General features: G+C 72.3%; 15 protein-coding genes. 3 read left to right on the top strand and 12 right to left on the bottom strand.

What is annotated here, in order from left to right:
* Nucleotides 1-2 precede the first annotated feature (2 nt).
* The 3 genes from ACIBU0_RS26055 to ACIBU0_RS26045 form a co-directional block, all read right to left on the bottom strand.
* A complete protein-coding gene (locus ACIBU0_RS26055; protein ID WP_398822518.1) occupies nucleotides 3-1,175 on the bottom strand; it encodes a PP2C family protein-serine/threonine phosphatase in 1,173 nt (390 codons plus the stop codon).
* Between the two features lie 103 nt (nucleotides 1,176-1,278).
* A complete protein-coding gene (locus tag ACIBU0_RS26050; protein WP_398822515.1) occupies nucleotides 1,279-2,037 on the bottom strand; it encodes an IclR family transcriptional regulator in 759 nt (252 codons plus the stop codon).
* Between the two features lie 46 nt (nucleotides 2,038-2,083).
* Nucleotides 2,084-4,150: a SpoIIE family protein phosphatase gene (locus ACIBU0_RS26045; protein ID WP_398822512.1), complete on the bottom strand. Its 2,067-nt coding sequence runs from the start codon at nucleotides 4,148-4,150 to the stop codon at nucleotides 2,084-2,086.
* Nucleotides 4,151-4,366: 216 nt separating this feature from the next.
* Between ACIBU0_RS26045 and ACIBU0_RS26040 the strand changes: the two genes are divergently transcribed.
* The gene (locus ACIBU0_RS26040; RefSeq protein ID WP_398822509.1) at nucleotides 4,367-6,865 is read left to right on the top strand and encodes a SpoIIE family protein phosphatase; all 2,499 of its coding nucleotides are present in this window, start codon (nucleotides 4,367-4,369) and stop codon (nucleotides 6,863-6,865) included.
* Between the two features lie 4 nt (nucleotides 6,866-6,869).
* Here ACIBU0_RS26040 and ACIBU0_RS26035 read toward each other — a convergent pair whose 3' ends face one another.
* The 7 genes from ACIBU0_RS26035 to ACIBU0_RS26005 all read right to left on the bottom strand — a co-directional run bounded on the left by ACIBU0_RS26035 (nucleotide 6,870) and on the right by ACIBU0_RS26005 (nucleotide 13,842).
* Nucleotides 6,870-7,613 carry an SDR family NAD(P)-dependent oxidoreductase gene (locus ACIBU0_RS26035; RefSeq protein ID WP_398822507.1) on the bottom strand — a complete coding sequence of 248 codons (744 nt, stop codon included), beginning with the start codon at nucleotides 7,611-7,613 and terminating at the stop codon, nucleotides 6,870-6,872.
* Complete coding sequence (locus ACIBU0_RS26030; protein WP_398822504.1) at nucleotides 7,610-8,536, bottom strand: fumarylacetoacetate hydrolase family protein; 927 nt, start codon at nucleotides 8,534-8,536, stop codon at nucleotides 7,610-7,612. Before ACIBU0_RS26030 ends, ACIBU0_RS26035 begins: the two co-directional genes overlap by 4 nt.
* 13 nt (nucleotides 8,537-8,549) lie before the next feature.
* A complete protein-coding gene (locus ACIBU0_RS26025) occupies nucleotides 8,550-9,497 on the bottom strand; it encodes a VOC family protein (RefSeq protein WP_398822501.1) in 948 nt (315 codons plus the stop codon).
* 12 nt (nucleotides 9,498-9,509) lie between these two features.
* Nucleotides 9,510-10,523 (bottom strand): amidohydrolase family protein, encoded by a 1,014-nt coding sequence (locus tag ACIBU0_RS26020; RefSeq protein WP_398822498.1) that lies wholly within the window; start codon nucleotides 10,521-10,523, stop codon nucleotides 9,510-9,512.
* Nucleotides 10,520-11,656, bottom strand: a complete 1,137-nt coding sequence (locus ACIBU0_RS26015) for an FAD-dependent oxidoreductase (RefSeq protein ID WP_398822495.1) — start codon at nucleotides 11,654-11,656, stop codon at nucleotides 10,520-10,522. Before ACIBU0_RS26015 ends, ACIBU0_RS26020 begins: the two co-directional genes overlap by 4 nt.
* A 243-nt stretch (nucleotides 11,657-11,899) precedes the next feature.
* On the bottom strand, nucleotides 11,900-12,862 hold the full coding sequence (locus ACIBU0_RS26010; protein WP_398822492.1) for a cyclase family protein: 963 nt from the start codon (nucleotides 12,860-12,862) through the stop codon (nucleotides 11,900-11,902).
* Entirely contained in the window at nucleotides 12,859-13,842 is a 984-nt protein-coding gene (locus ACIBU0_RS26005) for a fumarylacetoacetate hydrolase family protein (protein ID WP_398822489.1), read from the bottom strand. Before ACIBU0_RS26005 ends, ACIBU0_RS26010 begins: the two co-directional genes overlap by 4 nt.
* A 118-nt stretch (nucleotides 13,843-13,960) precedes the next feature.
* Here ACIBU0_RS26005 and ACIBU0_RS26000 point away from each other — a divergent pair, with 118 nt between their 5' ends.
* Nucleotides 13,961-14,896 (top strand): LysR family transcriptional regulator, encoded by a 936-nt coding sequence (locus ACIBU0_RS26000; protein WP_398822797.1) that lies wholly within the window; start codon nucleotides 13,961-13,963, stop codon nucleotides 14,894-14,896.
* A 557-nt stretch (nucleotides 14,897-15,453) separates the two neighbouring features.
* Here ACIBU0_RS26000 and ACIBU0_RS25995 read toward each other — a convergent pair.
* Both ACIBU0_RS25995 and ACIBU0_RS25990 read right to left on the bottom strand, forming a co-directional pair.
* Nucleotides 15,454-16,848 (bottom strand): hypothetical protein, encoded by a 1,395-nt coding sequence (locus tag ACIBU0_RS25995; protein ID WP_398822486.1) that lies wholly within the window; start codon nucleotides 16,846-16,848, stop codon nucleotides 15,454-15,456.
* Between the two features lie 508 nt (nucleotides 16,849-17,356).
* The gene (locus tag ACIBU0_RS25990) at nucleotides 17,357-17,566 is read right to left on the bottom strand and encodes a hypothetical protein (RefSeq protein WP_398822814.1); all 210 of its coding nucleotides are present in this window, start codon (nucleotides 17,564-17,566) and stop codon (nucleotides 17,357-17,359) included.
* 202 nt (nucleotides 17,567-17,768) lie between these two features.
* Between ACIBU0_RS25990 and ACIBU0_RS25985 the strand changes: the two genes are divergently transcribed.
* Nucleotides 17,769-18,761, top strand: coding sequence for an immunity 49 family protein (locus ACIBU0_RS25985; RefSeq protein WP_398822483.1), 993 nt, complete (start codon nucleotides 17,769-17,771; stop codon nucleotides 18,759-18,761).
* Nucleotides 18,762-18,765 lie beyond the last annotated feature (4 nt).

Below are 18,765 nucleotides of genomic sequence, written 5' to 3'. Positions count from 1 at the left end.
TTCTACCGTCTTTCGTCCGCCGCGGCGTCGTGGCTGGTCGCGCCCACGCGGCGGAGCCGCATATCGACACGGCCCCGCGCTCCTGAGGGGGGTGCGGGCACCTGGTGCGGTATGCGCAGCAGGAGCAGGGCCGCGTCGTCGTGCAGGTGGCCGCCCGCGTGGGTCAGCAGTTCGTCGTGGAGGGCGGTGACGGTGTGGGTCGGCTCGTCCGAGACGTGCCGCGCCAGCCCCTCGGCCAGCGGGTAGAACTCGCGGTCGCGGTTGCGGGCCTCCGTGACGCCGTCGGTGTACAGCAGCAGCTGGTCGCCGTCGGCGAAGGGCAGTACCTGCAGGGCAGGGGTCTCACCGGCGAGGGTGCGCAGCCCGAGGGGCGGGGCCGGGTGGTCCGGCTCGACCGGTACGACGGCCGAGTCGCGCACCAGCAGCGGTGGCGCATGGCCGCAGTTGACCAGCTCCAGCTGCCCTTCCCCGGGGTACCCGGCGACCACGGCGGTGACGAAGTCGTCGCTGCCCAGGTTGCGCGCAAGGCTCCGCTCGATCCGGGCGACGACGGCGAGGAGGTCGGGCTCGTCGTGGGCGGCCTCCCGGAAGACGCCCAGTACCAGCGCGGCGGTCCCCACGGCCGGCAGCCCCTTGCCGCGCACATCGCCGACGATCAGCCTGACCCCGTACGGCGTGGACACGAGCGCGTAGAGATCGCCGCCGATCCGGGCCTCCGCCGCGGCGGCGCTGTAGCGGACGGCCACCCGGAACGGCCCGACCGTCGCCGGTATCGGCTGGAGCAACGCGTGCTGGGCGGCCTCGGCGACGGAGCGGACCGCCGCCAGCACCCGCTCGCGCCGCCCGCGCAGCGCGCTGGTCAGGCCGCACGCCAGGGTGACCACCAGCAGGGCGGCCAAGGCGATCGCCAGTTCGCTGCCACGAGCGCCGCCGCGGATGCCGAGGGTCACGCTCAGGGCGGCGGCGAACAGCCCCACGTACAGGACACCGCGCGGCCCGCAGGTGGTGGCGGCCAGCGCCGGCCCCGTGGCGAGCAGCGGCACCCAGGTCATCCCCGATCCGCCGATGAGATCGACGAGCGCGAAGGCCGAGACGATCAGGATGGGCAGTACGGGCGCAGCCGCGACCAGTCGCCTCGGCCAGTGGTCACGACCGTGGTGGAGGGCGTCGCTCATGTCTTGTCCGCTGTCCTCACCTGTGTGCGGGGGCATGGGCCCACGAAATATCCGATTTATATAAGGAAATCGGTTCGATCCGGACGGGACAAGGAGGGCGTTTTCAGATAGTGAGCGACAGGCCCCTGGTCACGCGGCTCGCGGTCGGGATCAGACGCGTCCTGATCTCCTCCAGCCGGGAGCGCCGGTCGGCCCGCAGTGAGACGCCGAGCGAGCCGAGGGTCGTCCCGCTGTAGACGGGCACCGCGACGCAGACCGTGCCGAGAGAGTACTCCTCCATGTCCGTCACGGCCGGGGCCATCGGTGAGGCGTCGAGCCGCCGCAGCAGGTCACGCGTGTCGGTGATCGTCCTGGGCGTGAGGTCGGCGAGCGCGTGCCGCGACAGGTAGTCGTTGCGCGACTCCTCGTCCAGCTCGCGCAGGACCGACTTGCCCAGCGCCGTGGCGTGCCCCGCGTCCTCGAACCCCACCCACAGATCGACCCGGGGAGCCCGCGGGCCGTCGACGATCTCGGCGACCCGGATCTCCCCCTCCTCGTAGAAGGTGAGGTAGGCGGCGGTGTGCAGTTCGTCCCGCAGCGCGGCGAGCGTGGGGCGGACCCGGCTGAGCAGCGCCTGCGCCCGGCCCGCCGTGTGCAGCGTCTGGAGCCGCTCGCCCAGGATGAACCCGCCGTCGTCGAGCTTGCGCACGTATCCGTCGTGGACCAGCGTGCGCAGCAGGTGATACGTCGTGGCCAGGGGCAGGCCGGTCTCCCGTGCGAGCTGTTTCGCCGGTGCGCCGTTCTCGTGCGCGCTCACCACCTCCAGCAGGCGGAACGCCCGCTGGACCGAGTTGATGAGCGTGGGGCCGCTCTGCGTACCCATACGAACAGCGTGCGCCGGGCGCTCGGCGCGGGCAAGGCGGGCCCGGCTACAGGACCCGCGCGACGAGCAGGGCGACGTCGTCGTGGTCGTCGGGGTGGCGCAGGCCGTACAGCAGGAGGTCGCAGATCTCCTCCAGGGGCCTGCGGGGTTCGTCGAGGAAGCCGAGGAGGACGTTCAGGCGGTCGTCGATGGGGTGGTGCCGGGTCTCGACGAGGCCGTCGGTGTACAGGACCAGCAGATCGCCGGGACCGAGGTCCACCGAGGTGGTCTCGAACGGGATGCCGCCCACGCCGAGCGGGGCCCCGGCGGGCAGGTCGAGCAGTTCGGGCGGCCGTCCCGGGCGGGCCAGCGCGGGGGGCATGTGTCCGGCGTTGGCGATGTGGCACCGCCGCGTGCGGGAGTCGTACACGGCGTACAGGCAGGTCACGATGTAGTGCTCCAGATCGCAGGTGATCTTGTCCAGGTGCTGGAGCACGGCGCCCGGATCGAGGTCGAGGTCCGCGTAGGCGACGGTGGCGGTGCGCAGCCGGCCCATGGTGGCGGCGGCGTCGATGCCGTTGCCCATGACGTCGCCGACGACCAGGGCGGTCCTGTCCTCGGCCAGCGGCAGGACGTCGTACCAGTCCCCGCCGACCTCGCTGGTGGCCTGGGCGGGCTGGTAGCGGGAGGCGAGCTCCAGGCCGGGGTGGTGCGGCGGATGGTCGGGCAGCAGGCTGCGCTGGAGGGTGAGGGCGGTGTTGCGCACGCTCTGGAACCAGCGGGCGTTGTCGATGGCCACGGCGGCACGGCTGGCCAGCTCACTGGCCAGGACGACATCGTCGTCGTCGAACGGCACCGGGTTGCGGGTGCGCTTGAGGTCCAGGGCGCCCAGCACCTCGCCGTGGGCGATCAGCGGCACGGCGAGATACGAGTGGACACCGGCGCGGGCCAGCAGCGAGGTGGCCTCCTCGTCCCGGGCGATGCGCGGCAGATCGTGCGGTCCGACATGGCGCACCAGCACCGGACGGGCGGTATGGACGCACAGGGTGACCAGGCGGTCGCCCTCGTAGGCGGCGAGGTCACCGGGCGGGTCGGCGGCGCGCAGGGCCACGCTGGGATACGCCGACTTCAGGGCGACGGCGCGGAACAGCTCGGGGCCGTTGTCCGGTTTGCGCTTGCGGCGGCAGGCCAGCGCGGAGTCCAGGATGTCCACGGCGACCACGTCGGCCAGCTCGGGCGTGGCGACCTCGGCGAGTTCGCGGGCGGTCTGCTCCACCTCCAGCGTGGTCCCGACGTGAGTGGAGGCGTCGGCGATGAGGGCCAGGCGCCGTCGCGCCCGGTCGGCCTCGGCGGACGCCCGGTGCCGCTCGGTGACGTCGACGAACGAGATCGCCGCGCCCAGGACCCGCCCGCCGGGATCCTCCAGCCGGTAGAACGACAGCGACCACGCGTGCTCGTGCTCGGGGTCGGCGGGCGGGCGGCCCACGTGGTACTGGTCGAGCAGTGGGGTGCCCGTGGTGAGCACCTGGCGCAGCGCGGACTCGATGGTGTCGATGTCGGGCAGCGGCAGGGTCTCCCGCAGCCGGCGGCCGATGTGGTCCTCGGCCGGGGTGGCGTCGATGCGCTCCAGCGCCGGGTTGACCAGCAGAAAGTGCAGATCGGGGTCGAGCAGGGCCAGACCGATCGGGGACTGGTTGATCAGCCGCTCGCACAGCGCCAGGTCGGTCTCGACGCGCTGGAGCAGCGAGTGGTCGGCCGCGATGCCCAGGGCGTAGACGTCCCCGAGATCGTCCAGCAGCCGCATGTTGCGGAACTCCGTGAGCCGGGTGCTGCCGTCCTTGTGCCGGATGGGGAAGGCACCGGCCCAGCTCCGGCCGGTCTCCAGCACCTCGGCGAACAGCTTCGCCACCGCCGGCAGGTGCTCGGGGTGGATGAACAGCCGCGCCGCGTGGGTGCCGAGGGCCTCCTCGGAGGTGTAGCCGAAGAGCTCCTCGGCCTGCGGGGTCCAGAACACGATGCGCCCGTCGGCGTCCACGACCACCGCGGCCACGCTCAGCACGTCCAGCAGGCCGATCGGGCGGGCCGCATCGGGGCCGTACTCGTCACGGTTGGACTCGAAAGGTTCGGCTCTCATCCCAGCTCCTCCGCCACCGGCCGGCAGGGCCCGCCGACCTCGGCCATACACCCCCGGGTACCACGGCTGGGACGACCGGCACTTCCATGCTCCCTCCGCTCCCGCACCGTGCCCACCGCTCCGGTCACAAGGGCCCCTCGGCCCGTGCACATCCGGCGGACAAGCAGGAACATGGTCGTGTACGGGATGGGACCCATGGACGTTGCGTGAGGACCCATGGATGCTCCGCGAGAAGAACCGGACGCGCCCACGTCCGCAGGACACCGCGCGCCCTTCGACGCGTCCTCCGACGCGGCGGCCGTGGTGTCCGCACACGGCGTGGTCCTCGCCTGGACCCGGGCCGCGGAGGAACTCCTCGGCCACCCGGCGGCGGAGATCGTCGGCGGCCCGGCCGCGCCTCTGCTGGCGATGCCGGGCGATCCGAAGCGGGTGGCGGGCATCGCGGAGCGCTGCCGCGTCGGCATGGGGTGGAGCGGGCTCATCCCGCTACGGCACCGCGAAGGCCGCCGCATCGACGCCGACCTGCGGGTCTCCGCGTCCTTCCGCCTCGGGACCGACGAGTGCTTTCTGATCTCGGCGCGGGAGCGGCGTCCGCAGTGGTCGGTGGGCCAGTCCATCCTCGACGGTTTCCTGACCCGCGCGCCGGTCGGCATGGCCGTGATGGACACACAGCTGCGCTACGTCTGGCTGAACGACACCCTGGAACGCTTCGGCGGCGTACCCCGTGAGCAGCGGCTGGGGCGGCGGCTGAGCGAACTGCTGCCGGGCCTTCAGACGGAGACCATCGAGGGCCTGATGCGCAAGGTCATGGACACCGGCGTCCCGGTCACCGACTACGAGTACTCCGGCTGGAGCTGGGCCGATCCGCACCGCCGGCACGCCTACTCCACCTCGTTCTTCCCCCTCGTGGACCAGGACGACTCGATCACCGGGGTCTGCTACATGGTCCTGGACGTCACCGAGCGGTGGAACGCGCGGCAGCTGCTGGCGCTGGTCAACGAGGCCGGCACGCGGATCGGCACGACCCTGGACGTGCTGCGGACGGCTCAGGAACTGGCCGACTTCGCCGTCCCCCGCTTCGCGGACTTCGTCGTCGTGGACCTGCTGGAGCCGGTGCTCAGCACCGAGGGGCACGGAGCGTGGCTCACCGACGCGGGACCGGCGCCCGCCCGGCCGGTGATGCGCCGGGCCGGCCTGAGCTCGGTGCGCGAGGGCGCCCCGGAGGCCGTGGCGCGGATCGGGGACCGGGTGGACTTCGTGCCTCCGCCGCACGACGTGCATCTGATCGTCGACGGCGAGCCGATCCTCATCCCGGTCCTCGATCCGTCGGACGAGCAGTGGGTCACCGAACAGCCCGCGCGCGTGGCCAGCATGCGCGAGTTCGGCCTGCACTCCCTGATCTCCGTGCCGATGCGGGCCCGCAACACCGCCCTCGGCCTCACCACGTTCCTGCGGTCGCTCAATCCCGTGCCGTTCCAGCCCGACGACGTCCCGGTCGCCAGGGAGCTGGTGGCCCGGGCCGCGCTGTGCGTCGACAACGCACGCCGCTACACCCGGGAACACACGGCCGCGGTCACCCTGCAGCGCAGTCTGCTGCCCCAGGCCCTCACGGGCGGTACGGCGCTGGAGGTGGCCTCCTCCTATCTGCCGGCGGACCCGACGGGCGGTGTCGGCGGCGACTGGTTCGACGTGATCCCGCTGTCCGGCGCCCGGGTCGGCCTGGTCGTCGGCGACGTCGTCGGCCACGGCATCACCGCGGCGGCGACCATGGGCCGGCTGCGCACCGCCGTACAGACCCTCGCCGACATGGAGATGCCACCCGACGAACTGCTGGCCCACCTCGACGACCTGGTGCTCCGGCTCAGCGAGGAGCACCCGTACGGGGAGGGGGCCCAGATGCCCGAGGGCGCCGACGGGGCCGGTTCGGCCCACCACAGCACGACCGCCTTCCTCGGCGCGACCTGTCTGTACGCCGTCTACGACCCGGTCACCCGGCGGTGCACGATGGCCCGCGCCGGACACCCGCCACCGGTCGTCGTCGCGCCCGACGGGCAGGTCTCCTTCCCGGAGCCCCCTGCCGGGCCGCCGCTCGGGCTGGGCGGGATGGCGTTCGAGGCCTGCGAGATCGAACTCGCGGAGAACAGTCTGTTCGGCCTCTACACGGACGGCCTCATCGAGGCGGCCGAGGGCGACATGGAGCGGGGCATGGCCCGGCTCGGCGACCTGCTGTCCCGGCGCGCCCCCGACCTCGGCGCCCTGTGCTCGTCCGCGGTGCGGCAGCTCGTGCCCGTGCCGCAGCCCGACGACATCGCGCTGCTCCTGACGCGCACCCACGCCCTCGGTGCCGAACATGTCGTCTCGTGGGACGTGCCCGTCGACCCGGCCGCCGTCGCCGACGTCCGGGCCCGGGCGACCCGCCAGGTGGCGGACTGGGGCCTCGGGGAGCTGGCCATGACGACGGAGCTGATCGTCAGCGAGCTGGTCACCAACGCGATCCGCTACGCCGAACCCCCCATCCGCCTACGCCTGCTCCGCGACTCCCGCCTGACCTGCGAGGTCGCCGACGCCAGCAGTACCGCACCGCGGCTGCGGCACGCCCGGAGCATGGACGAGGGCGGCCGTGGGCTGTTTCTGGTGGCGCAGCTGTCGCACCGCTGGGGTGCGCGGTACACGGCCGACGGCAAGATCATCTGGGCGGAACAGGAGACCGGGTGACGGCTCACGGACGCAGCGCGTCCGAAAGGGACTTGACGCCGCCGTGCGCGGTGAGGCCGCCGTCCACGGGGATCTCGGCGCCCGTGATGAAGGACGCCTCCGCGGAGAGCAGGAACACCACGAGCGGGGTGACCTCGTCGACGGTGCCGGTACGGCCGAGCGGCGTCTCGCGGATGTTCGCCTCCCGGAAGGCGGGGGCCGCGGAGGCGGTCATCTCGGTCTCGACGTAGCCGGGGTGGATGGTGTTGACGCGGATGCCGCGGGGGCCGAGTTCCGTCGCGGCCGTCTTCGACAGGCCCCGCAGCGCCCACTTGCTCGCCGTGTAGGCGACCGGGTAGTGCCCGGTGAGCGCGGCCGTCGAGCCGACGTTCACGATGGCCGAGCCCGGCGGCATCAGCGGGGCGAGGTGCTGGATGCCGAGCAGCGGGCCCGTCACGTTGACGGCATGCACGCGGTCGAAGTCGCCGGGACGTACGTCGCCGAGACGGGCACGCCAGGTGACGCCCGCGTTGTTGACCAGGCCGTCGACACGGCCGTACGACTCCTCGATCCCGGCGGCGAGTTCGGCCCACTCCCGGTCGCTGGTGACGTCGAGGCGGCGGCAGCCGGGCGCGTCCGTGACGTCCGTGGCGATCACGCGGGCGCCCTCCCGGGTCAGCGCTTCGGCCTCGGCGGCGCCCTGGCCGCGGGCCGCGCCGGTGACGACCACGACCTTGCCGAGCAGCCTCTGGGGACGCGGGCCGGTCACGGGCGCTCCCGGCTGCGGCGGCGGCCCGTCGGCAGCGGCACCGGTGCCACGCCCGGGACCACGGTGTTGGACACGGAACCGATGCCCTCCACGGTGAGCGTCACCGTGTCGCCGGGCTTCAGCGGCGGCGGGTCCTGCCGGCCGCGCACGCCCCACAGCTCGGCCAGGCAGCCGCCGTTGCCGCAGGTCCCGGAGCCGAGCACGTCGCCGGGACGTACCCACGTCCCGCGCGAGGCGTAGGCGACCATCTCCTCGAAGGTCCAGCTCATGTTGGACAGCAGGTCCTCGCCGACGACCTCGCCGTTCACGGAGGCGGTGAGCGCCAGCCGCAGAAAGCCGTCGGCATCGCGGTACGGCTCCAGTTCGTCGGCGGTGACGAGATACGGGCCGAGGGTGGTGGCGGTGTCCTTGCCCTTGCAGGGGCCCAGCCCCACCCTCATCTCCGCCGACTGAAGGTCGCGGGCGGACCAGTCGTTGAGGACCGTGTAGCCGAGGATGTGGTCGCGGGCCCGCTCGGGGGTCAGATCGCGGCCCTCGCGGCCGATCACGGCGGCGACCTCGAGTTCGAAGTCGAGTACGGCCGACCCGGGCGGCATCGGGATGTCATCGTGCGGGCCGTACACCGCGTAGGGGTTGGTGAAGTAGAACGTCGGCGCCGCGTACCACCGCTCCGGCACCCCGGCGGCCTTGTCCACGGAGCGCCGTACGCCTTCGACGTGCTCCTCGAAGGTGACGAAGTCCCGGACGGTCGGCGGCTGAAGCGGCGGCAGCAGGCGTACGTCCGACAGCGGGACGGCGTCGCCCACGGGACGGGCGCCGGGGGCGTCGAGGACCGAGGTGCCGTCGGGCAGGGCCCGCACGACGGTGTCCTCCACGACCCCGCAGTGACGGCGTCCCTCGTACAGGTAAGTGGCGATGCGCAAGGGTCGGCGCCCCTTACACCGGCGGGGCGACGAAGCAGCCGCGGTCGACGTCGTTGAACGACTCCTTGGCGACCAGTTCGTTCATCGGGTTGGCCGTGCCCCACTGGTCGGTGACCTCGGGCCGGGAGAAGTCGTAGACGTGGGGGTGCCAGGTGTCCTCGTCCAGTTCCTCCAGCTCGGTGGTGTACTCGACGGTGTTGCCGTGCGGGTCGAGGAAGTACGTGAAGGTGTTGTCACCCGCCATGTGCCGGCCCGGCCCCCAGATCTTGCGGAACCCGGCCCGCATCACCCGGCCGGAGCCGCGCATGTACTCGTCCAGGCCGCGCATCTCGAAGGAGACGTGGTGCAGGGAGGTGTGCGGGCCCTGCGCGATGGCCATCGAGTGGTGCTGATTGCTGATCCGCATGAAGTGCATGACCTCGCCCATGTGCGGCGAGCTGAGCGTGTCGGAGAGCCGGAAGCCGAGGTGGGCCTCGTACCACGCACGGGTCCTGTTCAGATCCGGGGAGTTGAGCACGACGTGCGACAGCCGGACCGGGATCGACTCCTTCTCCTCGATACGGCGGTGCTGCCGGGCCCCGACGTCGGCGGAGACCTCGATGGTGCGGCCGTCGACGTCGAAGAAGCGGAAGCCGTAACCGCCGCCGGGGGTGTCGACCTGCCCCGGCCGGGAGATCAACCGCACGCCCTGGGACAGGAGTTGCTCGGCGAGCGTGTCCACGTCGGCCGGGCTGTCCGCGCCGTAGGAGACGAGGTCGAGGCGCTTCTCGTCGGACTTGCGCAGCCGTACGACGTACTGCTCGGGGCTGCCCTCGGCGGCGAGGAAGGAGATCCCGGAGTCCTCGGCGACCTTGGTCAGGCCCCAGACGCCGGCGTAGAAGTCGAGTTGTCTGTCGTAGTCGGGTACGGCGAGGTCGACATGCCGCAGGTGAGTGAGCAGACGGTTGCTCAGTGGGGCCATGGGGGTTCCTCCTCAGGCGAGGTCGAGCAGGGCGGCGGCGTTGCCGCCCCGCACCGCGTGGAAGTCGGGGTCGGCCAGGCCGGCCGCGCGCAGGGCGCGCAGCGGGTCGTCGGTGCCCATGTCGAAGGGGAAGTCGGAGCCGAGCAGGACGCGGTCGGCGCCGGCGACGCGGACCAGCTCCCGCAGGACGTGCGGGTCGTGGACGAGGGAGTCGAAGTACAGCTGCCGCAGATAGCCGCTCGGCTCCCGTGAGCAGCTCCGGGCGTCGGGGCGGACCCGCCAGGCGTGGTCGGAGCGGCCGAGGTGGGTGGGGAGATAGCCGCCCCCGTGCGCGGCCACCAGCTTCAGGCCCGGATGGCGGTCCAGGACGCCGGAGAAGATCAGGTGGGACAGGGCGACGGCGTTCTCGGTGGGCTGGCCGACCGTGTTGGACAGGTACCACTGGTCCAGGCGCTCGTCGAGCGTGCAGCCGAACGGATGCAGGAAGACCAGCGCGCCGCTCTCCTCCGCGCGGGCCCAGAAGGGCGCGAGCCGCGGGTCGGAGAGCTCCACCTCCCGGGCCCCGCCCGGCCCCGGGGCGTGCGAGGAGATCTCCACGCCCCGCAGCCCCTGCTCCAGGGCGTGGTCGAGCAGGTCCGGCGCGAGGCCGGGGTGCTGGAGAGGGACCAGGCCGAGGCCGTGCAGGCGGTCGGGGGCCTTGGCGCAATGTGCGGCGGTGCCCTCGTTGGCCAACCGGCAGATCCTGTCCCCCAGTTCTCGCCCGGCCCAGTAGTGGTAGTGGCCCGGTGAAGGGCTCACCAGCTGCACGTCGACGCCGGCCTCGTCCATGGCCGCCAGGCGCGCGGCGACGTCCGTCAGCCTCGGCATCCGGGCGCCCACCATGGGGCCGTTCACGGCGCGGGCCGCGGGGCCGTTGCGGCGGGCGTCGAGCTCCTGGGCCTCGGCCAGTCCGGGGTGACCGGCGACGGCCTCCTCGATCTCCGGGAGGAGGAGGTGGGCGTGGATGTCCACGGTGGGCACCGTCACGGCAGCTCCTTGAGGACGTTCATCGTGCGGCCGATCAGCCCGGGGACGTCGGCGTCACGCACGCCGTCCAGCTGCCACCGGCAGATCTGCACGGACGCCTCGACGACGGTCCGCACGCGGGGGATGCGGCGGTCGTAGTAGCTCTGGAACAGCTCGTCGTCCCAGGCCCGTCCGCTCGTGAGCAGCTCGGCGAGGACGAGGGCGTCCTCCAGGGACATGGCCGCGCCCTGCGCCATCGTGGGCGGACAGCAGTGCGCGGCGTCGCCGACGAGGACGACCCGGCCGCGGTGCCAGGAGCCCTCGACCAGCATCCGGGTGAACCACGTGTAGTTGACCTGAGCGGAGTCGGTGATGTGCCGGGTGATCTCCGGCCAGGCCCCGCCGTACGCCTGCGCCAGCCGGCGCATCTCGTCGGCGCGGTCGGCCGCGTCGACGGACGCGCGGTCACGGCACCCCTCGACGAGGTACGCGTAGAGGGTGTCCTCGCCGGTGGGGGTGTAGCCCGCGATGTAGGCCGGTCCGCCGTAGGCGAGGTCGGTGCGGTCCACGCACTCAGGACGCGGGGCGGCGATGCGCCAGATGCCCATGCCGGTCGGTTCCGGCTTGTCGGCGATGCCGATCGCGGCGCGGGTGGCGGAGCCCAGGCCGTCGGCGCCGACGACCAGGTCGTAGCGGTCCTCGCTGCCGTCGCTGAAGCGGACCGAGACGCCGTCGGCGGCCTGCTCCAGGGACTCGGCGGTGGTGCCCAGGCGCACGGTGGCGCCGCAGGCGCGGACCGCGTCGATGAGGATCTGCTGGAGCCGGGGCCGCTGCATGCCGAGGGTGGCGGGCAGGTCCTCGCCACCGGTCCTGATGTCCTCCGCGACGTGCAGCACCGTGCCGTCGGGGGCGGTGATGCCCAGCGTGCCGAAGGGGAATCCGCAGGCCTCCACCTCCGCCCACAGGCCCAGGTCGCGCAGGACCCGCAGGGCGTTGCCCTGGAGGGTGATGCCGGAGCCGGTGGTGGCGTTCCAGTCGGGTCTGGCCTCGATCAGGTCGACGGTGATGCCGGCGCGGCGCAGCAGGACGGTGACGGCGTTGCCGGCGGTGCCTCCGCCGATGACGAGGACGGTGGGCGAGGGGGTGTCGGTCATGTCGGGGTCCCTCCCGAGGTCGGGCCGCACGGCATGGGGCGGCTGGGGGTGCGGGGATGTGAGGGATGCGAGGGTGTGAGGGATGCGGCTGGTCCGCTCCGAGTGCGGGCCGGACGATCTCGGCGGATACTCGAAGTCGGTGGTGTGAGCGGCCACCCGCCAGTGAGCGGACTGGCGGGTGGCCAGGGGGCGGATACGCCGCCGCGGTCGCGGGGAAGGACGCACCCGGCAGGCTGCCGGGGCCTATTTGACGGCGATCGGATTGACGGGGGAGCCGACGGCCCCGGTGATGGGCAGGGGAGCGGCGGTGAGCCAGAACTCGTACACGCCGTCCGCCGCACAGTCCTCGGCGAGCGCCTCCAGGTCCCACATCTCGCCGATCAGCAGCCCCATGTTGGGGATGACGACCTGGTGCAGCGGCTGGAAGGCGCCCTCGAACTCGTTCGGCCGAACCTCGAAGCCCCAGGTGTCGGTGGCGATCGCGGCGATCTCGGTGCGGTGCAGCCAGCCCGCCGTGGTGAACGACAGCCCCGGCGCGGGCCCGCCCGCGTAGTCGCCCCAGTCGTCCCGGCGCACCCGGGCCGGCTGCCCGGTCCGTACGGCCACCAGGTCACCGCGGCCCACACTCACGCCGTGCGCCTCGGCGGTCGCGGTCAGATGCTCCTCGGTCACGGCGAAGCCGTCCGGCAGCTCGCCCTCCCCGCCGACCACGCGGCCCACGTCCAGCAGGACGCCGCGCCCGGCGACGTACGGCGCCATGTGCTCGATGCCGGTGACGAGGTCGCCGTCGGAGGTGACGACCTTCTCGGCCTTGCGCCCGTTCCAGGCGTTGCCGTGGTCGAAGATGTGCCCGAGCCCGTCCCACTGGGTGGAGCACTGCAGCGGCATCGTGATCACGTCGTCCGCGCCGCCGATGCCGTGCGGGAAGCCCTGGTTGCCGAGCGCCGCGTCGGTGCCGGTGTCGAGCATCGTGTGCACGGGGTTGGTGCGCCGCCGCCAGCCCTTCTGCGGCCCGTTCATGTCGAACCGCTGCGACAGGGAGAAGCTCACGCCCCGCCGCACGAGGGCGGCACCCTCCCGGCGTTTGGCCTCGTCGAGGAAGTTGAGCGTGCCGAGCACGTCGTCCTCGCCCCAGCGCCCCCAGTTGGAGTACGCCTCGGCGGCCTCGGCGATCGCCCCCTCGGGGTCGTACCGGTCCGGGATCATGCCGCGCCCTCCGCCACACAGCGGGTGCGCTGCACACCCAGCCCGGTGATCGACCCCTCCATGACGTCGCCGTCCCGCAGCAGCCGCCCCCAGTGGATGCCGTTGCCGGCCGGGCTGCCGGTCAGCACCAGGTCGCCGGGCAGCAGCCGCGCGGTCTGCGATATGTACGACACCAGCCGCGCGATGCCGAACAGCATGTCCTTGGTGGACTCGTCCTGCATGGTGTCGCCGTTCAGCTTGAGGGTGACCCGCAGGTCGCCCGGGTCCGCGAGGGACTCGGCGGGGACGATCCAGGGACCGAGCGGGGTGAATCCGGGGGCGTTCTTGCAGCGCAGCCAGTCGGTGCCGATGGCCTTCATGTCCCGCCGGAAGACGGTGGCGCGGTCGGTGAGGTCGTTGGCGATGGTGTACCCGGCGACGTACGCCGGCGCCTCCTCGACGGACACCCGGTGGGCGGGCCTGCCGATCACGGCCGCCAACTCCAGCTCCCAGTCGGGCTGTTCGGCCCAGGAGGGGAGGACGACGTCGTCGTACGGGCCGGTGATGGTGGTGGGCAGGCCGATGAAGACGTACGGCAGGTCCTCGGCCGCCCTCCGGTCCATGACCGCGGCGATCTCGGCCCGCGCCTCCTCGACCGTGCGGGGGTCCTCGGGGGAGCGGTGCGCGACCTCAAGGTCGATCACGTGCTGCCGGTAGTTGGCACCGGACTGGAAGATCTGCCGGGGTTCGACGGGGGCGTGCACCCGCAGGCCCTCCAGCGGCCGCCAGTCCAGGGCGTCCTCGTGCGCGAGGGTGTGCAGGACGGGGCGGGCCTCCTCCCAGCGCTCCAGCACGGCACGCACATCGGACGGTTCCCAGGCCAGGACCTGGCGCAGGTCCAGCACCCGCTCGCGGGCCACGAGACCGGGGAACGCGGCCCCGCCCGGAGCGGAGAACGTGCCGAGCGCGAACGGGCCGGCCGGTTGCACGAGTCTTGCCATGAGATGTCCTCCCGCTGGGTTGCGGTCTACTCTGACCTCGATCGACTGATCACGGAAATCAATCTTGTGGATGCACACCATCCACACAGTGGATGCCTCTCGCTCCCAGGCGGTGCCGGTGAACCTGTCCCGACTCGACCTCAACCTGGTCGTCGCCCTGCGCGCTCTGCTGGAGGAACGCAACGTCACCCGGGCCGGCGAACGCATCGGACTGAGCCAGCCGGCGATGAGCGCGGCACTGTCCCGGCTGCGCCGCCACTTCGACGACGAGCTGCTCGCCCGGACCGGCAACTCCTACGAACTGACGCCGCTCGGCGTCGCCTTGCGGGACCGCAGCGCCACCGCGTGCGACCTGCTGGAGCGCGTCTTCTCCAGCCAGGCCGACTTCGACCCGGCCGCCGAGTCCCGCGAGTTCACGCTGCTCGCCTCCGACTACGGCGCGGCCGTGTTCGGCGCAGCCCTGGCCCGCGCCGTCCACCACGAGGCGCCCGGCATCCGGCTCGCCTTCCAGCACCCGGCGCCCTCCGTCACCGAGAACACGGCCGCCCTGCTGAGCACGGTCGACGGACTGCTGATGCCGCACGGCGTCATCGACGGCTTCCCCGCCATCGACCTCTACCAGGACCGCTGGCTGTGCCTGATCGCCGACGACCACCCCGAGGTCGGCGACACCCTCACCCTCGACCACCTGGCCCGTCTGCCCTGGGCCGTCTACCAGCGCCCCTACGACGCCCCGGCCGCCCGCCAGCTGAGCATGCTCGGCATCAGCCCCCACGTGGAGGTCTCGGTCCAGACGTTCCAGCTGCTGCCGCACATGATCGAGGGCACCCGCCGGGTCGCGATGATCCAGGAGCGGCTGGCCCGCAGGGCGGTGGGCTCGGCGGGGGTCCGTGTTCTGCCGTGCCCTTTCGAGGCCGTGCCGGTGCAGGTGGCGTTGTGGTGGCATCCGGTGCATGCGCAGGATGCGGCGCACATCTGGCTGCGGCGGAAGGCGGCGGAGGTGGGGGAGACGCTCAGGGGGACGCCGACGGAGGGGGCTGAAGACCTACTGTGAGTGCCGCGACGGGCTGTCGTTCGGCTGCGGGCCCGTGGTGGCGGGTCGCGCAGTTCCCCGCGCCCCTTGGGGCGTTGCCAGCCGGCAGCCCACAGACTCGCCGCGACCAGCGCCGCAGCCAGCCCCAGTACCCCCACCGCCCCCACGAGGCTGCCGACCGCCGACTCCCCGGCGATCATCCTCGGCAGCACCGGGGCGATGAGTACGGCCCCCAGGATCGGCAGACAGCTGCCTGCCATCAGCAGCGTCACACGCAGCCGATGGGCGGGGCCCGTCACGGTGAGGGACGACGGAGCGGCGTCGTCGGCCGCGGTGGCGGCCGGCGTCGGGGACACGGAACCGGGCATGGCGACTCCAGGGACGGACGGCGTACGGGAGTGGGCATGCCGTTCCCGGGCGCCGACGGCGCACGGCATGCGAGGGTCCACCGCGGCCGATGCGGCGTGGCCGGGGCCCGGGGCTGACATGGGCGTGGCCGGACCCGGATGCCCGGGCCCGGCCACGCCTGCCGACCTCTGCTGTCCCTGGGGACTGTGGTCAGCCTCTTCCTGCCGCCGTCACCACTCCTGCTTCTCGGAGTGCCCGGGGTCCTCGGACTTCTTCTCGTGCTCGGGCTTCTTCGGGTGGTCGGGCTTGGGGTGCTCCGGCTTGGGGTGGTCGGGCTTCTTCGGGACGGTGGGGTGGTCAGGCTTGGACGGGAGGGCGGGCTTGGCGGGCTTGGAGGGGAGCTCTGGCTTGGTCGGGAGTTCCGGCTTGGTGGGCTTGGTGGGGAGTTCTGGTTTGGCCGGGAGTGCGGGCTTGGTGGGGAGTTCCGGCTTGGTGGGCTTGGCCGGGAGTGCGGGCTTGGTGGGGAGTTCCGGCTTCGTGGGCTTGGCCGGGAGTGCGGGCTTGGTGGGGAGTTCCGGCTTGGCTGGGAGTGCGGGCTTCGCCGGGAGTTCCGGCTTTGTGGGGAGTGCGGGCTTGGTGGGGAGTTCCGGCTTGGTCGGGAGCTCGGGTTTGGTGGGGAGAGCGGGCTTTGAAGGCTTGGTGGGGAGTTCTGGCTTTGTGGGGAGGGCGGGCTTGGCTGGGAGTTCCGGCTTGGTCGGCAGCGCGGGCTTGGTCGGGAGTTCTGGCTTGGTGGGTTTGGCCGGCAATGCGGGCTTTGTGGGGAGTTCCGGCTTGGTCGGGAGCTCGGGCTTTGCGGGAAGGGCGGGCTTGGCTGGGAGTTCCGGCTTGGTCGGCAGCGCGGGCTTGGTCGGGAGTTCTGGCTTGGTGGGTTTGGCCGGCAGTGCGGGCTTTGTGGGGAGTTCCGGCTTGGTCGGGAGCTCGGGCTTTGCGGGAAGAGCGGGCTTTGTGGGGAGCTCTGGCTTGGTCGGCAGTGCGGGCTTGGTGGGGAGTTCCGGCTTGGTCGGCAGTGCGGGCTTGGTCGGGAGTTCCGGCTTGGTCGGCAGCGCGGGCTTCACGGGGAGCTCGGGCTTGGTCGGCTTGGTCGGCAGCTCGGGCTTCGTCGGCAGCTCGGGCTTGACCGGCTTCGCAGGGTAGGCGGGCTTCGTCGGCAGGTCGGGCTTGGAGGGCTTGGCCGGGTAGTCAGGCTTGGCAGGGACGTCGGGCTTGGAGGGCTTGGCCGGGTAGGCGGGCTTCGTCGGCAGGTCGGGCTTGGCCGGCTTCCCTGGATGCATCGGGTAGTCGGGCTTGGCCGGCTTGACGGGGTAAGCGGGCTTCGCCGGCTTCACCGGATGCCCCGGGTAGGCCGGCTTCCCCGGATGCGCCGGGTGGGCGGGCTTCGGCGCGTGTGCCGGGTAGGCGGGCTTCGGCGCGTGCGCCGGGTATGCGGGCTTTGCCGGGTACGGAGGGTGCGGGGTGGTGTGGTCCTGTGCGTGGGCGGTGCTCGCGCTCGTCAGCGCGGCGGTGGCGAGCGCGGCGGCCATGGCGGCCGGCGCAAGAACAGATCGCCATCTCGGCGATGTTGTCATTTTCTCCACTCTCCTCGACTTGGTTCAGGGCCTCGTGACGGCTGGTCAGCACCAGGAGCCGGACAGAGGAATGGATAGGAAATAGGGTGATATGAATAACGCTGCGAGGGCGATAAGCCACCGGATGGGGTAGCGCGCGGGGTTGCCGATTGGCCCGGGTGGTGGCAGCACACAAGCGCCGTGACACAAGAGCCGCGACACAAGGAGCGAACCGCGCCCCGCCCCGCCGCGGTCGCCGGGGCCCGCTCGAACGGCTCCCGTCAGCTGGACCGCGGGCTCACGCCCAGGCGCGCCGTGCGACCGCCTTGCTGGACAAACTCGCCCGGAGGCTCCTGTGATCCGGAGACCCGCCGCTCACTCCCCGGCCACCCCGAGAGCGGTGGACGCACCGGACGCCGAGCAGTTCGGCGCCGGCCTCAAGCCGGCGGGCGGTCTCCTCGTCGCCGTCGACCCCTCGGCGGCGGTGGCCGCGGATTCCAGCCCCACACGGACCATCCGCACTGCATCTTCACCCGGCACCGGCTTGTGCAGCCCGGCCGCGTACCGGACGCCCCCGCTGTACGACCTCGGCGAGGAAGGCCACCGCCCGCGGCTGGATGCCGAGCCGGTCCAGCAGGACGGCGGCGCCCACCACGCCGTCGCCGAGGACCATGCCCTCGGACGGTCCCGCGGCGGGCTGACCACCAAAATCCACCGCGCCACCGACGGCCGCTGCCACCCCTCGCATTCGTCTTACGGGTACCGAGGCGATCCGCGCCCATCTCCGTCGGCGCGGGATCCGGACGGCGATCCCCCAGCCCTCCGACCAGATCGCCAAGCGCAAGAAGCAAGGCCGATCCGAAAGAAGAGGCTCCAGTGCTGTCAGTGGCCGTTGATAACGTGCTTCGTCCAGTCGGGGAGTTCAGGAAGGGGCGGGGCACGTGCGGGATGTGACATGCCATAAGGTCGGCGAGCAGCGGTTGGCCGAGGCGCTCGACGACATCGAGGGGCGGGCCTACACACGGTGGCACTCGCTGCGCTACGGCAGCATCTCGCCGACGCTGATCCGGGCCATGGCGGACGAACTGCTCGACCATGTCGCCGCGCGAACGGTGACGGAGCCGGGGCTCGACGCCGCGGCCGGCACCGTCGCCGTCACCGCCGCGGAGTGTGTCCACGGAGTGCTGAGCATCATGTGCTTCCCGGACGGGGACCAGGAACTCCGGTTCCCCCTCATCGGGGAGCGGATCAGCACGGACCCGGACGACGACGAGTTCGGGGACGGGCCGATCACCTTCCGGGACGTCGTCAAGGAGGCGCCCACCGCGCGGACCTGGCTCGACATGTTCGAGATGTGTGTCGTCAGTGGGTATGTGTGGGACTGGGAGCGGGTCACCGGGCTGCTGCTGCGCGGCGACTACGCGCCCGCCATCCGTGACGGCGTGCCCTACAACCGGTACACCTCCGTCTCCGACCCCGCCGACCTCGCCGCCATGGACGCCCTGTGCCCCTATCTCACCGAGGCGGCCGGGCATCTGCCCCGCGACTGGCCGACGGTTCCGCTGCGCAAGCCCGACGCCGGGGAGCGCGCGGAGGCCGCCCGGCGGCTCGACGAGGTCGGCGACGCGCTGAGCGCGGACCAGCGGCTGCTCCGTGTACTCCTCGACGACGACCAGCACGCCTTCGAGGACGCCCTCGTCGCCCGGCTGGTCGCGTACCGGGAGAGCGTCGAGGCCGATGCCGGTGATCCCACGCCCCGGTCCCTCCTTCCCCTCGGCACCCTCGCCCTGGCCTGCCTCGCCGTCCAGGTCCATGGGTGGGAACTCGGTGTCCGGTCCGGGTATCTGCCGTACGGTCTACTGGGATCGCCGGACGCGCCGCGCCGGGCGGCGGAGGGGAACCGGAACAACTTGGGCTACTGGGCCGCCAAGTAGGCCG

Origin of the sequence: Streptomyces sp. NPDC049627 (genome assembly GCF_044465645.1) — a bacterium.
Lineage (GTDB): Bacteria > Actinomycetota > Actinomycetes > Streptomycetales > Streptomycetaceae > Streptomyces.
Note: the sequence above shows the minus strand (reverse complement) of the source record. Positions and strands in the feature narration are given on the sequence as shown.

Excerpts from the sequence above, each read along its gene's own strand:
- ACIBU0_RS26055 (WP_398822518.1), bottom strand. The coding sequence starts at position 1,175 with ATGAGCGACGCCCTCCACCACGGTCGTGACCACTGGCCGAGGCGACTG.
- ACIBU0_RS26050 (WP_398822515.1), bottom strand. The coding sequence starts at position 2,037 with ATGGGTACGCAGAGCGGCCCCACGCTCATCAACTCGGTCCAGCGGGCG.
- ACIBU0_RS26045 (WP_398822512.1), bottom strand. The coding sequence starts at position 4,150 with ATGAGAGCCGAACCTTTCGAGTCCAACCGTGACGAGTACGGCCCCGAT.
- ACIBU0_RS26040 (WP_398822509.1), top strand. The coding sequence starts at position 4,367 with ATGGATGCTCCGCGAGAAGAACCGGACGCGCCCACGTCCGCAGGACAC.
- ACIBU0_RS26025 (WP_398822501.1), bottom strand. The coding sequence starts at position 9,497 with ATGGCCCCACTGAGCAACCGTCTGCTCACTCACCTGCGGCATGTCGAC.
- ACIBU0_RS26015 (WP_398822495.1), bottom strand. The coding sequence starts at position 11,656 with ATGACCGACACCCCCTCGCCCACCGTCCTCGTCATCGGCGGAGGCACC.
- ACIBU0_RS26010 (WP_398822492.1), bottom strand. The coding sequence starts at position 12,862 with ATGATCCCGGACCGGTACGACCCCGAGGGGGCGATCGCCGAGGCCGCC.
- ACIBU0_RS26005 (WP_398822489.1), bottom strand. The coding sequence starts at position 13,842 with ATGGCAAGACTCGTGCAACCGGCCGGCCCGTTCGCGCTCGGCACGTTC.
- ACIBU0_RS25995 (WP_398822486.1), bottom strand. The coding sequence starts at position 16,848 with ATGACAACATCGCCGAGATGGCGATCTGTTCTTGCGCCGGCCGCCATG.